The organism is Vibrio sp. Vb1755 (assembly GCF_033338635.1).
GTDB lineage: Bacteria > Pseudomonadota > Gammaproteobacteria > Enterobacterales > Vibrionaceae > Vibrio > Vibrio alginolyticus.
Window position 1 is genome coordinate 1 of record NZ_JAWOTA010000016.1, and the last position, 14,515, is coordinate 14,515.

Sequence of the window (14,515 nt, forward strand, 5' to 3'; positions counted from 1 at the left end):
AATACGTGGGAAGCTTGATTGTATCTACTCATGTTATTTGTCCTCTTTGACTTCTGGAAAAATCAAAGACGCATTTAGCATGAGTAGTTTTACAGGCAAAGCCGAAACGGATGATAACCACCTACTGAAGTAGGTGGTTTAGGGCTGAAAATAAAAAGAAAAGGGCGCATAAGCACCCTTTTTAGTGAGTCTAATTACAGGTATTCGCTTTAATGATTAGATAGTGAGTACCAACTTAACTCCACTTCAACAAGCGAGTTTCGTTGCCTTCTTCCGGCTTCGCTGGAATATTGAGTGACAACAGCAAGCTCACTGCTGCCATACCAGCGCCGATGTAAAATACGCTCGCAGGTGAAACAAGCCAGATGACACCAAACGTAACAGGTATTACAACTGCAGCAATATGGTTAATCGTAAACGCAACGCCTGCGGTCGACGCCATATCGGCAGGATCGGCAATTTTCTGGAAGTAGGTTTTAATCGCAAGCGCTAACGCGAAAAATAAATGATCGACAACATACAATGCTGCCGCCCACTCTGCCGTTTGCACCAAACCGTACCCGACGAACACGAAGATCAAACCGACGTATTCAAACATCAACGCTTTGCGCTCACCAACAACGCCGATAAAACGGCCTATTCGCTTCGCAAACAAGAAGTTAAAGACATAGTTAATCAGGAACAACAACGTAATATCTGCGGCGGAGTAACCAAACTTTTCTACCATCAAGAAACCAGCGAACACCGTAAAAATTTGACGGCGTGCTCCACTCATAAACGTAAGCGCATAGTATAACCAGTAACGTTTACGCAGGATGAGCTTCTTGTTCTGAGGCACTTTTGTCTTAAATTGTGGGAAGGCAAATGCCATCACCAAAATGAGCACAAAACCTAAACCACCAGCCATTAAATAGACCGTTTTAAAATCAAGTTTGAGCTGTTCGAGCGAAACCCAAATGGCGCCGTAGGTAAACAGAGAAGCCAAAGCTCCAACAGAAATAAACTTACCCAGCATTTCTGGCGCTTCTTCTTTAGATAGCCATTGTAAAGACAAAGACTGCTTGAGTGTTTCAAAGTAATGGAAGCCGGTGGACATTAACAAGGTTGTAAAAAGTAGACCGTACAAAGTGGGAAAATAACCTGTTAATGCCGTACCAAGCGTAAGCATCGCCAAAGAGACGAGCATAAAGCGTTGCTCTCGGATAAACAGCAATACAAACACGGCGGTAAAGGCCAAAAAACCCGGAATTTCACGCACACTTTGCAATAAGCCTATGTCGGCACCATCAAAGTTTGCTTTCTCGATAACAAAGTTGTTCAACAACGCCATCCAGGTAGAAAAAGCAATGGGCACGATAATGGAAATTAACAGGAGGAAATTTTGCGGCGTTCTCCAGCCGTGCGATGAGGTAGTCATGATGTTTCCTTTAAATATGAAGGCATCATCATAGCTTTAAATGTAACAAATTCGCAATATCATTATTATTTTCAGCCCAGAGCAAGCAGATATGGCTGAGGGATATTGTTATGAAGATAAACATCGCACTTAACTCCTCGGCTAAGCGCGATGTTCAAGTATCAAGAGAAATAAAGCATGAGTAAATGTGCTCAGTGGCTTAATCAATGACTTTTACTGATAGGCAATTTTTAAATTCAAACACATGTTCTGGACATACATCCAAACAACGACCACAGCTAATGCAGTTTTGATCCATAACTCGACGATCTCCCTCTTTCAAAGGCTGCCGAAGCACTTCTGGTTCTGGGCAAACGTAAAAGCAATCCATGCATTTGGTGCAATCTTCGCGGCGAACAGCAGTAACGCGCAACAGGCTTTTTCGGCCTATCACGCCATAGGTAGCCCCCAGTGGACATAAGTGCCCACACCACCCATGCTCAACCAAGAGTAAATCCAACACGAACACCAGGGCGATCAACACCCAACCTGCGCCCATACCAAACACCAACCCGCGATGCAGTGCCGCCACTGGATCTAACCATGTCCAAAGAATTGCGCCAGACAGCGCACTGCCCAACATCAAAACAGGGATCAGCCAATAACGAATCACGGGAGACCAACGATAGCTCGCTTTAATGTTGAGCTTTCGACGCAACCACGCCGCCAAGTCTGTCACGATGTTCAACGGGCACACCCAAGCACAAAATGCGCGCGGCGCCAAAATCGCGTAAAACACCACGACAATCACTACGCCTAACAACGCATTAAACTCCGGAACATGCCCTGTCGCCAAAGCTTGAAGCACAATTAACGGGTCACTTAACGGCACGGTATCGAGCAACATACTTGATGACAGATTACCAGTTAGAATTCCCAGCGTCGGCCCAGCCATAAATAGCGCAATGATGGTGAACTGACATAGCCGACGTAAAATCAAAAACCGATGCGCGCGCCACCAACCAAGCTTTTCAAGCGCTTCTTTGCCAGCATTTTGAGCTAAGTTCTTTGCCATTACTTACCTCCTTTTAGCGATTCAAGCGCACCTTCCGGTACAGGCGTCTCACTAGGGAGGATATTTTCGAGTGGTTTGTCGATCTCTTTCCAACCAAAATTGTAGTGGCTGCCCACTTTGCCTTTCGCCAAATCCGTCGGGACAACTTTAATAGCAGCGACATCCAACACGCACGCTTGTTCACACTTACCGCATCCGGTACACACTTCGGAATTCACTGTAGGGATAAGTTTGGCGTGATAGCCAGTTCGATCGTTGTTAACCATCTCTAACGTGATGGCTTCATCAATCAGCGGACAAACGCGATAACAAACATCGCATCGTAACCCTTGCCAGTTAAGGCAAGTTTCATGGTCAATAAGAACCGCTGTACCCATTCGAGCATCATCAATATCGGTTAGTTTCGGATCCAGCGCCCCACTCGGACAAGCGACAACACAAGGAATGTCTTCGCACATTTCGCAGGGAATATCGCGTGCAGTAAAGTAAGGTGAGCCAGTCGCGACGGGTGAAAGTAATGTCGCAAGTTTCAAGGTATCGTAAGGACATGCCTGAACACACAAGCCACATCGAATACAAGCTGATTCGAAATCGCCTTCCGGCAGTGCACCAGGCGGACGAATAGGCACACCTTTGGTTTCTCGAGCTTGGCTTTGTAGCGATTGTAAGCCCAATACACACGCAGCTGCGCCAACACCAGCCGCAGTTCGAGCTGTATCACGCAAAAATCGGCGCCGACTTTGCGATATTTTAGACTGAGAGGATTTCATGCTATTTCCTCAACAAAACTCCCTTATCAAGTTAAGCATAAATAGCCCTAAACGTGTCGTTTCCCTATACCTCATAGGAGGTAACCCCATCCTCTATTGATTCAAGTCAACTGACGCACAGTGCCGTCATCACAGTTTGACTAAATGCGTTTATTTACTGCGACATGAAATTCACCACGATACTCTGCAGTACGCACCATTCTCAGTACAATAATTCAACACCTTTGCAATCTATTCGCTCAATTCGATGATAAATCACTACTGAAAATTAAAAAAAAGACATCATAACAAGCTAATTTAAAAGGCATTTATCCATTAAACATAAAAAAATACTATCCAAATAAGAAAACTGTGGTTAGATTAAAAATTAAAACTAAAAAGCGAAGGAGAGAGGCATGGAAATTATCGTACGTCCAACGACCGTCGAAGACGCAGCGGCACTCGTAGAAATCTATTCACAACCAAAAGCACAGCGTGAAACCCTGCAACTCCCAAAGCCTTCGCTCGCGATGTGGGTGGAAAGATTGTCAAACATACCTGATGGTGTTTATAGCTATGTCGCTGAAATTGATGGTAAAGTCGTCGGTAATATTGGCTTTCACCACTCTCTACGTCCAAGAACGATGCACACGGCATCGTTTGGCATCGGAGTACATGATAGTTTCCACGGACTCGGTATTGGTAGCAAATTGATAGAAACAGTCACTGAACTAGCAGATAACTGGTTAAATGTGAGAAGAATTCAGATAGAGGTCAATGCCGATAACGACGCCGCCATTGGGCTTTATAAAAAGCATGGATTTCAAATTGAGGGTGAAGCGATTGACGGTTCCTTCCGTGATGGTGAATTCATCAATACCTATTACATGGCGCGCATCAGACCAGGCCAAAGATAAAACAAAGCCTCCTACTAATTGGAGGCTTTTCTTTTTAAACTTCGACTCACTTTCGTAAGTAAGCCAACGCTCTGCGAGTCAATGCTTCTGTGTAGGGATTGATCTTCCAGTGGTCGGAACTCCAACCTTTCACAAATCGCTGAAAGTCTGCCCAAGCCACAGCAAACAAAGGACGCCATTCACGCTCGACTTCATTAGGGTCAAGATTCGGTTGATAGACCATTAGCGAGTATTGCAACTGAGCAAAATACGTATCCAAAACCCAAACTTCCATCTCTGCACAACGTTCTGGCTTAACGGCGCTACTCATAAACAGTGCCACATCTTTCATTGCACACCCACATCCAACGTATTGAAAGTCAACCGCAGCAACGCTTGATTCTTCTTCATCAAAACAGAAGTTCGCCAATTTGGCATCACCATGTACTAGTGTTTTAAACTTAGCTTGCGAGAGCGTTTGATCAATCAATTGAGCCGCATTTTGTAGCTCAGTGTCTTGCAATGCTTCAAGCTCGTCGGGTCTGGTTGCTAAGTGCCAGTATGTTCCGGTATGCCACAACTTATCCGAACGAACATCGATGTATCGCGCATGAAAGTTCGCCAACCAAGTGAGGCAGGCTTGTAGATGCTCTAGCTGTGCATCTGTGATGACTTTTGGAAAGCCCACCTCGGCGAGATCTTCCATCACAATGAGCCATTCATTCTCCGATTGGAACGTTTTTAGACCTTGTGGTACTCGGCAGCGAGTATCCACCCCTCCGGAAAAATACTCATACCAATTCACTTCCACCTGATAAGAATGCAACTTTCTTTGATGAGAACGGTCCGTATTCCAGCCTCTAGGATGCTCTGAAGGCTTAGGGAGTTTTACATGCTTAATGATCACCGAACCAGTAGAATAAGTAACTCGGACTAACTCCCCATAGCCTCCCCATAGCGATTGTATGACTTCTACAGAGCGGTAATTACCGAGATTGAGTTCCTGGCCAATAGTTTGGTAGCGTTGGTGGTTGTTACTCATCATGCGAGCAGATGTGACCACGTTTGGTTCTTCTCCATATAGTGAATAACATATGGGCAAACTGGTTTGATTTGATAACCGAGTGACTCAATTTCTGGCAACACCGCTTCCATCATCACTTTTCCGTACCCCTTACCTCGCAGTGCTTCAGGAACAACCGTTGATGTAATGTGCATGACATTACCCTTAAGCTGATAAATCACCTTGGCTTTATAACCCTGCTCTAAATCAACCCAGAATGTACTATTCGTGGTCTCATGAGTTACTTTATGCATATCTTGCTCTCTAATTTTTGTTACAGATTGATTGAATCAAACTATATCACTGAATAAAATCGATACCATGCGAGAGTGCTGCTTCGCCTCACGCGATTACCTTCTTACATCAGGTACGACAATTATAATGAGAAATATGAGCCCAATTGCCAGAGACGGCAAGCTACCTCTGCAAAGCAAGAAGGCACCAGAACGTCAGGCAAGTACATTAAATAGCACCGATGCAATGGCAATGGTCGAACATGGCAGTGAAGTGAGCTTAAACGTCACCACCCCCGTTGGTACAAAGTTTATTACAACCAGCACATTTGTTGGCTGTCACTCAAATAATACTGCATTGATAGAGGTTCCGAACATCTCCGATGAAGACTTGAAGTTCTATTTTCAAGAAGGCTTTTGGATCAATGTAAAAGCCTACTCTCATCGAGGTGAAGGGGCCGTTATCCCATTTCGGGCCCAATTACAGCATCGACTAGGCGATCCGTACCCAATTTTGGTGCTAGACCTACCCAACACTATGCAGGTCTTTCAGCTTCGCAAAGAAGTGCGTTACGAAGTAAATTTGAGAGCGCGCGTTTGTTTAGAAGCCTATCGAACTGAATGCGAAATAAGAGATTTATCTCGTAGTGGCTGTCGTTTTGTAACATCACCAATGAGCCGGCCACTTCAGGTTGGTGACCACGTTTCATTGGATCTAACGATGCCCGGAGAGAGTCGTATGCTAGCGCCATTGCGAGGTCGTATTTGTAATTTACAAAAATCAACGCACTATGCTCGCTACGGAATGGAGTTTGATGAGGTTGGTAAAAACAACGCTAAAAACCTCCTCAGTCACCTCAAATTTGATGGTACTAAGCTCACACTAAAAAGATAGATTTGATAACCCCTATCGCTTATCAAGAAGCTTTGAAGTGCTAGAAAACAAGAAACCCCTTACTTTTCAGTAAGGGGTTTTTATTTACTAAGAATAAGGCAGTATCTTAGATAAGAGTCATGACTTAGAAGTCGTAACGTAGACCTAGCGCTAGCTCATCTTTTTCATCAGCGCCTTCGTTATCCATTAGATCGAAGTTGTATGATGCGTAGCCACGGAAGTTAGGCTTGAAGTAGTAAGTTACATCAACAGCTAGGTTTTCTACAGTATCTGCGTCTTCTAGTTCACCTTTGTTGAACGTAGAAGTGAATACAGTTTGACCCATAGTGTAAGCAGCGGCTAGTTCGTAGCCTTTGTAATCAAAAGTCTTACCTGCAACATCCATATCCGCGCCAGTGTAGTTACCAGCGAAGTAGAAGTCACCTACAGAGTATGCAGCTACCAGCATGAACTCATCGCTGTCGTTTTGATCTGCGTAACCAGCACCTAGTTCAAAACCAGTGTTAGCAAACGCGTAAACACCAGATAGAGAGAAGCCATCTTCCTCGTTGTCTGTAAAGCCTTGTGCATCTGTTGTGCGATCAGCAAAACGGTAGCTAGCGCGTACAGCTAGTTGCTCGAATTGGCCTTTGTAAGACAGCATGTTATCTGTACGGTCAGAAACAGGCAGTTTAAGTGCTGCTGTGTTACCGTGGTAAGCCATAATATCAGTAAAGTCAGTAAGAACCACTAGTGCGCCGTCGTTTTTACCGTAAGTTACTTCACCGTATTTGCCACCCAGACCCGCATAAGCGTAACGAGTTTCAAGATCACTATTGTTATCTACGGCACCTTCTTCTTTTGTTTTGAACTCACCTTCCCAAAAACCAACGCCGTATAGGTTTTCATTGATTTCCTGTTTGCCTAGGAAGTTAAGACGGATGCGAGTACGGTCTTCTGCCTTACCATCCATCATAGAAAGACGCGCTTCAGCGCGGCCGCCCATCTCAAGAGAAGTGCCATCTTGGTTGTATAGTTCTGAAGCGACAACTTGAGATCCTGATGCCATTAGCGCCACTGCTACAGCTAAAGTTTTTAATTTCATTGTTATTTTCCATATCATTGTTTTATATGTGTTTTCTCACCAGAAAAACAGGACTTTTCTGTACCAACGAGAAAACTGGCGGCATAGTAGCAGCTGTTATTTTTCACGCAACGTGTTGAATAAACAGCGCTTATAGAAGAAAACACCACTTAAAATGACGATATGAATACCTCTCAACCATCAAGTTATCGGTTGAGTTAAAAAAAATGTTCGCGTCAAAAAAAAATTGACGAAAAAAATGTAAAAACAATATCACAAAACGTGATATTGCCCGCAAAAAAATCTTGTTAACTGACTGTTTTAGATAGACTTATTGATAATAAATCCGATTATTACAAACAAAAAAATCCCTGAGCATTCACTCAGGGATTTAGAGATTTGATAAGTAGATGATGAATTAAAGCTTAAAGAAACTTAATTGCTCTTTCTGCTTCTCTGCAAGTAATGAAAGCTCAGTACTCGCACTTGCACTCTGGCTGATGCCCGCTACGTTTTGGTTTACAAGCTCCGACATGTTAACCACGTTGCGATTGATATCTTGCGTAACTTGAGACTGCTCTTCGGCTGCGGTTGCTACTTGCGTGTTTGAATCGTTGATGTTGGCGACTGACTCGGTAATTCCAACCAACGCTTCATTAGCTTGTTGCGTCAGCTCGTTGTTGCGGCTAAGCATATCAAGGCTGACTTGCATACTGTCATTCGCAAGCCCAGACTGCGCTTGAAGCTCTTCAATGATCGTTTGGATCTCTTGTGTCGAGTCTTGAGTACGCGCTGCTAGCATTCGTACTTCATCAGCTACTACCGCAAAACCACGACCAGACTCACCAGCTCGCGCCGCTTCAATCGCAGCATTCAATGCTAGCAAGTTGGTCTGCTCAGATACGCCGCGAATCACTTCAATAACATCGTTGATCTGTACAGATTGCTCTTTTAGACGCAAAACAACTTGCGCTGCATCGTTCAATGCTTGAGACATTTGCGCACTTGCTTCCGCACTTTCTTGGAAGATAGCCAAACCTGATTGAGCAAGTCCATCAGCTTCACGCGCGGTTGCGTCAGCAGAGGTCGCGTTATCACTCACATTATTCGCAGTGCTTGCAAGCTCGTTAACCGCAGATGCAACTTGCTCGATCTCCGCCAACTCTTGTTGAGCGTTCGCTTCCGCTTGCGTCATTACCGCAGCTAATTCGGTCGATGCAGATGCAACTTCCTCACTAATACGGGTTAACTGGTCCACAGTGTTGTATAACTGCTCTGCGGTTTGGTTTACATCTTTGCTCAGCTTAGAGATCTCATTGTCCCCATCGACATCTGCACGTACTGATAGATTACCCATTGCTAACTGACGCATCACTTCTTGCAGCTTTTGGATTGGTGTAACAATCATGCCAGATAGGAACCAAGCGCCTATCAATGAGAAAGCAAATACCGCTAAAACCGTCAACATAGCGTTATTTTGCACACGTTCATTTTGCTGATGACTTCTGATAGTAGATTGTTCAGCTTGCTCGTTTACATGCTTTGATAGTGTGTTAATTTGTTGGACCATTTCTCGGCCAACATTGCGATACTCTTTGACAAATGCACGGTACTCGCTATCCGATTTCAAACCTTGATCGTATTGGTTGAAGAAAGCAACTGAGCGCTCTGAATATCGCACATAGGATTCAATTGCTTGGCGAACTTTAACGGCATCGTCACGGAATAGGTTTCGGGCTTCAATTGCGCTTAAATCGGCATCAACTTGCTTTAAGCCTTCTTTCAATTCGGTTAGAAAATTCTCACGACGAGAAGCATCGTAAATAGCGTAAACCGCGCTTATGCGCAGAGGGTAAATTTGGTCGTCAATACTCGCCAATGTGTCTTTGTGAAAAACCAAAGATTCTTGGTTGGAAGCAATAACATCTTGCTCTGCTTGAAGATTGTTTTTAGTAATCCAAAGAGCAATAAACAAAACAATCGCGGTAAATAATACCGGAACCAAAATTTGCGTTCGTACTGACAAATTTTTCAGTGATAACTGCATGACAGGGCCTCAGTTGTATGCGTGATGTCTATATCCAAACAAACTCGAGCAGTGCTTATAACAACGTTACTTTTCGGCAGTTTGAATATCTATGCTTCCTTGCGACGGGATAAATCCCAGACGAATAAACAAGTGGCGAATATTAGAGGTCGATCACACTTTTGTCTAGTACAAAAACTCTCCATTTTCAATCTGTTATTGACAATATCCCGACAGTAGCGTCGGGATATTGTCGTTATGATAACTTATGATCACTTATGATGAGATACATTCACATTTAGGACGGTTTCAGCCTATTTTCTCAACGAATTGAGCTTAGCTTGAGCAAGGCCAAAAATGGTATCGATTGGATAAGAACCTTCATCGGTTGGCTCACCAGCAACTTTCCCCGTAAACAATTCGATAGCTTCAGTAACATGGTCAATCGCCCAAATATTAAACTCGCCTTTTTCGACTGCTTTCACGATGTCGGAACGAAGCATTAGATTGTGAACATTAGAGCGCGGAATAATGACTCCCTGCCCGTCATGACGACCTTTAATTACACACACATCATAAAAGCCTTCGATCTTTTCGTTTACGCCACCAATAGGCTGAGCTTGACCAAATTGATTCATCGACCCTGTTATCGCAATGTCTTGTCGGTTTGGTTGCTTTGAAAAAGCAGACACAACCGCACATAACTCAGCCATGCTGGCACTATCACCATCAACACCACCATAAGATTGCTCAAAGGTAATGGTTGTCGTTAATGGCACTCGTGCCGTTTTACCAAATACGGAAGATAAGTAGGCAGACAAAATCATTACGCCCTTAGAGTGAATACTGCCCCCCAAATCCACGCTGCGCTCGATATCGATAACATCCCCATCACCGTAACACGTCGTCGCTGTGATGCGATTCGGTGCACCAAACATGTAGTCACTAGTGCTCAATACCGAAAGTGCGTTCACTTGGCCTACGGCTTCTCCTTCGGTGCGAATCAGCGTTGTGCCGTTAATAAAGGTTTCCATTACGTTATCGCGTAATCGGCTTACTCGCATTTCTTGGTTATTGAGCGCCTCTTCAACATGCCCAATACGGATCATGTTGGAGTTGGCTTGACGAGCAACGTAGTTCGACTCTCGAAGCAAGTTGGCGATATTAGCCGAATGTAGAGATAGCTTGGATTGGTCGCCAGACAAACGTGAGCTGTATTCGATGATCCGAGCAATGGCTTTGCGATCGCAATGCAGCATATTGTTGTCATGCACCACGCTAGAGATAAAGCGCGCGTAATGCAGCTCAGACTCCGGCGTACGTTTCATTTCGTCTTCGAAATCTGCCGTCACACGGAACAACTCGCTGAACTCTGGATCGTAATGTTGGAGTAATTGGTAAGTTCGGTAATCACCAAATAAGATAATTTTGATATCAAGCGGAATCGGTTCAGGATCGAGTGATACCGCTCCCGTCAATGTGACTTCTTTTTCTAGAGACGTAAAACTCAATTGACGAGCACGCAATGCGCGCTTCAAACCATCCCAAACGTAAGGCTGTTCAAGTACTTTCTGAGCATCCATTAATAGAACGCCGCCATTCGCCTTATGCAAGCTCCCTGCACGAATCAGCGAGAAGTCGGTAAACACCGTTCCCTTGAAAGTGGCAGTCTCAATCGACCCGAAGAGTGAATGATAGTTGGGATTTTCTTCAACAACGATAGGAAATTCGCTGCTTTTACGGCTTACCAAGACATTCACTTTATAACGACGTGGCAATTTTTTATCCAAGGATGCCGTCGCAATTTCGCCTTGCTCGCCACTTTGGTCAAGGAAGATATCTGCGTTTTCAACAATATCTTTTTGCAGCTCAGTTAAGTAGGTTTTGATTTCGGAATATTGCGCGTAATCCACTTTGAGTTTTTTGATGAAGTGAGTAATCACATCAAGCGTCACTTCATCATTGAGCTTTTTGATTTTATCGCTGTATGTCTCTTCCCACTCCGTAAGCTCACGAACCATCGAGCGCAATCGCACTTCGAGTTCATCAATAGCATCGCTGAATTGCTCTTGTTCTTTTTTGCTTAGTACATCAAAAGACTCTTCCGTATGAAGCTCATCACCGTTCATGGCGACAAACTGATAATCCCCCTGCGTAGTCAGTGTTAGGCTGATGCCCTTTTCTTTTGCCTCTCGACTAATACGATCCAGCTCGTTTTGTTGCTTAGCTGCCAATTGATTTTTTAATCGCTCAGCGCGGCTAAAGTACATTTCATTGTCGAATGCTAGGGGTAAAGCATTTAATAATTTGCCCATTAAAGCTTCAATATCAACACGTAGCTTATTTCCGATACCACAAGGCAGCTTTAATACCTTTGGTGTACGGGTATCCTCAAAGTTCGCAACGTAACACCAATCAAACAGGGCTGCTGCATCGTGCTGGTGACGATTCAGATAGCGCAAGATCATGGTGCGTTTACCTAGCCCATTCTGACCAATGGCGTAGATGTTATACCCTTTCTCTTTGATGGACATCGCAAACTCGACCGCTTTTTGCGCGCGCTCTTGGCCCACGATTTCATCAATTGGAGGTAACTCCTTGGTCGACTTACATGGCATATTCTCTAGATCTGCTACAGAATATAGCTGCTTAGCTTCCAATCTTAGTATTGCCATATCCACTTCCTTTTTTCTTATTTTCGTTATTTGAGTGTAGAGATTATTTGCTTAATTTTAAGTGATTTACCTTCCACCCTAGATTGATTGGACATTTTATGAACACATAAGTAATATTAACACGCACTTGCAATTGATAATCAATTTCATTTAATATCTAAACAAATCAAATGTTGTGGAGATGGATATGAATATTGAGCAATGCTGGATGCGCTACTTAAAAGCGGAGCAACTGATGGAACAAGGCCATTGGCCAGAAGCTCATCGTTTATATGACGACGTGCTCAACAATCTACCCAACCACATTCATTTAGCGCTAGAAAATGCACAAACTAAACCTTGCCAATTTGTATGTCTCATTACGGGACTTAGAGATGCTAGCGTGACGCAATCAGAGATTCTCAACAAACTCGGCTTACAGCATGATGCGTTCTCAATACTCAATCAAACTTACGCGCTATTTCAATTTTTGCAGCTAGAGAGCCATGAACTGATTGAGCGCGTAGGTCACCTACTTGGTCAACAGAGCGAAGACTTATTAGCTCACATGGCGGCATTTTGCTCTGCCCAACGTAATGCTCAATGGATGATAGAACTCGAGCACGTAACGCGCGCGCATGAGCAGTTCTTACATTTGCAAGCAATGAGTTCGGCAAAAGCTTCGCCTTCTCACCTGTATAATTAATCTAAAGCTCAAGCATTGAGGCCAGCTAGGTTTGTACTGTCTATTGCTTGAGTATCATTTGCTTTATCAACCACAAGGATCTGTGATGTCTTCTAAAACCATTCTTTCGGTGAACAACCTATCAGTCAGCTTTACGACAAACGATGGGATCGTCGATGCAGTAAAGAATGTTAGCTTCGATTTAAAAGCAGGCGAGACGCTGTCCATCGTTGGCGAATCTGGCTCTGGCAAGTCAGTATCAACCAATGCACTGATGAAACTACTGCCAGACAACGCTATTTTGCATGAAAGCTCATCCATCATGTTTGAGGGTAGCTCCATCTTGGATAAAACAGAGCGTGAAATGCAAAGTATTCGCGGTGATCGCATTGGCATGATTTTTCAAGAGCCGATGACCTCACTAAACCCGTACATGCGGGTGGGTATCCAAGTCGCTGAGGCCATCATGTGTCACCGCCCGGTCGATAGACGAACAGCAAAAGCAAAGGTGTTAGAGCTGTTTGAATTGGTTCATATGCCAAACCCAGAAAAAGCGTACAACAAGTACCCACACGAATTTTCTGGTGGTCAATTGCAACGCATCATGATTGCGATGGCACTGATTAACGAGCCCGATATTTTGATCGCCGACGAACCTACAACAGCGTTGGATGTCACGGTTCAAGCAGAAGTGTTGCACCTGATTAAAGAAATTCAGGCTCAGATGGGCATGGCAATCCTATTTATTACTCATGACTTAGGCGTCGTAAAACACTTTGCAGATCGTGTCATTGTGATGTGTAAAGGAGAAGTCGTCGAGGAAGGCGAAACGCAAACACTCTTCGAGGACCCAAAGCACGAATACACACGTATGCTAATCAACTCGATTCCTAAAGGCAGTAAGGAGCCTATTAGCGAAAGTGCTACACAGCTTTTAAAGGCCGACGATATACGAGTCAAATTCTTGGTAAAGTCGCATTTTATTGCGAGCAAGAATGAGTACTTCGAAGCGGTAAAAGGCATTTCTCTTGAGCTTAAACAAGGAGAGACCCTCGGGATCGTTGGGGAGTCCGGTTCAGGTAAGTCTACACTCGGCCGAGCTTTGATAGGTCTTCTGCCCTCAACTGGCAAAATAGAATATAAAGGCCAAGATATGGCCTTGCTGACAAACAAAGAACGTTTTGAGCTGAAAAAAGACGTTCAGATGGTATTCCAAGACCCTTATGGTTCGCTTTCTCCTCGTATGACTATCGGCGAGATCATCACAGAAGGATTAACTGTCCACCAACCAATGTTGAGTAAAAAAGAACGTATGCAGAAAGCGCGCGACGTGCTCCGTGAGGTCCGCTTAGATCCCGCGTCCATCAACCGTTATCCGCACGAGTTTTCAGGAGGCCAGCGTCAGCGTATTGCTATCGCGCGAGCACTGATCCTTGAACCTTCGTTTATTCTGCTTGATGAGCCAACCTCTGCATTAGACCGCTCGGTGCAACTGACAGTGATTGACCTTCTGAAAGATTTGCAGAAAAAACACAATATTGGCTACTTGTTTATTAGCCACGATCTATCAGTAGTTAAAGCACTCTCTGATCGTGTTCTAGTCATGCAAAAGGGCGAGGTCATGGAACAAGGTACGGCCGAAAAGATTTTCCAAAACCCTAAAAATGACTACACGAAAAAACTGATAGATGCCTCATTTGATCTTGAAAGCAGTGAAAATCAGCACAATGCGGCTTAGGTTCATCACAGTTTCATATTCATAAACTAGGATTAAGAAAAG

At 44.1% G+C, this 14,515-nt stretch carries 12 protein-coding genes; 4 read left to right on the forward strand and 8 right to left on the reverse strand.

Annotation, left to right across the window (positions count from 1 at the left end):
• Nucleotides 1-235: 235 nt before the first annotated feature.
• From R7E00_RS14570 to napG, 3 genes are all read right to left on the reverse strand, one after another.
• Nucleotides 236-1,417 carry an MFS transporter gene (locus R7E00_RS14570; protein ID WP_005375129.1) on the reverse strand — a complete coding sequence of 394 codons (1,182 nt, stop codon included), beginning with the start codon at nucleotides 1,415-1,417 and terminating at the stop codon, nucleotides 236-238.
• Between the two features lie 199 nt (nucleotides 1,418-1,616).
• Complete coding sequence (gene napH / locus R7E00_RS14575) at nucleotides 1,617-2,471, reverse strand: quinol dehydrogenase ferredoxin subunit NapH (protein ID WP_054579344.1); 855 nt, start codon at nucleotides 2,469-2,471, stop codon at nucleotides 1,617-1,619.
• Nucleotides 2,471-3,241, reverse strand: a complete 771-nt coding sequence (gene napG / locus R7E00_RS14580; RefSeq protein WP_262606206.1) for a ferredoxin-type protein NapG — start codon at nucleotides 3,239-3,241, stop codon at nucleotides 2,471-2,473. The genes napH and napG overlap by 1 nt, the downstream gene beginning before the upstream one ends.
• A gap of 395 nt (nucleotides 3,242-3,636) precedes the next feature.
• Here napG and R7E00_RS14585 point away from each other — a divergent pair, with 395 nt between their 5' ends.
• Complete coding sequence (locus R7E00_RS14585) at nucleotides 3,637-4,137, forward strand: GNAT family N-acetyltransferase (RefSeq protein ID WP_017820512.1); 501 nt, start codon at nucleotides 3,637-3,639, stop codon at nucleotides 4,135-4,137.
• Nucleotides 4,138-4,183: 46 nt separating this feature from the next.
• Here the strand turns inward: R7E00_RS14585 and R7E00_RS14590 are convergent, their stop codons facing one another.
• Complete coding sequence (locus tag R7E00_RS14590; RefSeq protein ID WP_155396143.1) at nucleotides 4,184-5,161, reverse strand: phosphotransferase; 978 nt, start codon at nucleotides 5,159-5,161, stop codon at nucleotides 4,184-4,186.
• A complete protein-coding gene (locus R7E00_RS14595; RefSeq protein ID WP_017635482.1) occupies nucleotides 5,158-5,433 on the reverse strand; it encodes a GNAT family N-acetyltransferase in 276 nt (91 codons plus the stop codon). The genes R7E00_RS14590 and R7E00_RS14595 overlap by 4 nt, the downstream gene beginning before the upstream one ends.
• A gap of 127 nt (nucleotides 5,434-5,560) precedes the next feature.
• Here R7E00_RS14595 and R7E00_RS14600 point away from each other — a divergent pair, with 127 nt between their 5' ends.
• Nucleotides 5,561-6,307 (forward strand): flagellar brake protein, encoded by a 747-nt coding sequence (locus tag R7E00_RS14600; RefSeq protein ID WP_042521645.1) that lies wholly within the window; start codon nucleotides 5,561-5,563, stop codon nucleotides 6,305-6,307.
• A 124-nt stretch (nucleotides 6,308-6,431) separates the two neighbouring features.
• On the opposite strand, the gene R7E00_RS14605 is transcribed toward R7E00_RS14600, so the two are convergent.
• The 3 genes from R7E00_RS14605 to R7E00_RS14615 all read right to left on the reverse strand — a co-directional run bounded on the left by R7E00_RS14605 (nucleotide 6,432) and on the right by R7E00_RS14615 (nucleotide 12,071).
• The gene (locus R7E00_RS14605; protein WP_171344177.1) at nucleotides 6,432-7,391 is read right to left on the reverse strand and encodes a porin; all 960 of its coding nucleotides are present in this window, start codon (nucleotides 7,389-7,391) and stop codon (nucleotides 6,432-6,434) included.
• A gap of 397 nt (nucleotides 7,392-7,788) precedes the next feature.
• On the reverse strand, nucleotides 7,789-9,417 hold the full coding sequence (locus tag R7E00_RS14610; RefSeq protein WP_005375120.1) for a methyl-accepting chemotaxis protein: 1,629 nt from the start codon (nucleotides 9,415-9,417) through the stop codon (nucleotides 7,789-7,791).
• A 293-nt stretch (nucleotides 9,418-9,710) separates the two neighbouring features.
• Entirely contained in the window at nucleotides 9,711-12,071 is a 2,361-nt protein-coding gene (locus tag R7E00_RS14615) for a Lon protease family protein (protein WP_005375118.1), read from the reverse strand.
• Nucleotides 12,072-12,258: 187 nt separating this feature from the next.
• Here R7E00_RS14615 and R7E00_RS14620 point away from each other — a divergent pair, with 187 nt between their 5' ends.
• Complete coding sequence (locus tag R7E00_RS14620) at nucleotides 12,259-12,756, forward strand: hypothetical protein (protein WP_017635485.1); 498 nt, start codon at nucleotides 12,259-12,261, stop codon at nucleotides 12,754-12,756.
• Nucleotides 12,757-12,841: 85 nt separating this feature from the next.
• Nucleotides 12,842-14,473 (forward strand): ABC transporter ATP-binding protein, encoded by a 1,632-nt coding sequence (locus R7E00_RS14625; RefSeq protein ID WP_213896640.1) that lies wholly within the window; start codon nucleotides 12,842-12,844, stop codon nucleotides 14,471-14,473.
• The last annotated feature ends 42 nt before the right edge of the window (nucleotides 14,474-14,515 follow it).

What these genes read in the sequence shown, in the direction of transcription:
- R7E00_RS14595 (WP_017635482.1), bottom strand. Translation starts at nt 5,433, where the DNA reads ATGCATAAAGTAACTCATGAGACCACGAATAGTACATTCTGGGTTGAT.
- R7E00_RS14625 (WP_213896640.1), top strand. Translation starts at nt 12,842, where the DNA reads ATGTCTTCTAAAACCATTCTTTCGGTGAACAACCTATCAGTCAGCTTT.
- R7E00_RS14605 (WP_171344177.1), bottom strand. Translation starts at nt 7,391, where the DNA reads ATGAAATTAAAAACTTTAGCTGTAGCAGTGGCGCTAATGGCATCAGGA.
- napH (WP_054579344.1), bottom strand. Translation starts at nt 2,471, where the DNA reads ATGGCAAAGAACTTAGCTCAAAATGCTGGCAAAGAAGCGCTTGAAAAG.
- R7E00_RS14600 (WP_042521645.1), top strand. Translation starts at nt 5,561, where the DNA reads ATGAGAAATATGAGCCCAATTGCCAGAGACGGCAAGCTACCTCTGCAA.
- napG (WP_262606206.1), bottom strand. Translation starts at nt 3,241, where the DNA reads ATGAAATCCTCTCAGTCTAAAATATCGCAAAGTCGGCGCCGATTTTTG.
- R7E00_RS14585 (WP_017820512.1), top strand. Translation starts at nt 3,637, where the DNA reads ATGGAAATTATCGTACGTCCAACGACCGTCGAAGACGCAGCGGCACTC.
- R7E00_RS14615 (WP_005375118.1), bottom strand. Translation starts at nt 12,071, where the DNA reads ATGGCAATACTAAGATTGGAAGCTAAGCAGCTATATTCTGTAGCAGAT.
- R7E00_RS14570 (WP_005375129.1), bottom strand. Translation starts at nt 1,417, where the DNA reads ATGACTACCTCATCGCACGGCTGGAGAACGCCGCAAAATTTCCTCCTG.
- R7E00_RS14590 (WP_155396143.1), bottom strand. Translation starts at nt 5,161, where the DNA reads ATGATGAGTAACAACCACCAACGCTACCAAACTATTGGCCAGGAACTC.
- R7E00_RS14620 (WP_017635485.1), top strand. Translation starts at nt 12,259, where the DNA reads ATGAATATTGAGCAATGCTGGATGCGCTACTTAAAAGCGGAGCAACTG.
- R7E00_RS14610 (WP_005375120.1), bottom strand. Translation starts at nt 9,417, where the DNA reads ATGCAGTTATCACTGAAAAATTTGTCAGTACGAACGCAAATTTTGGTT.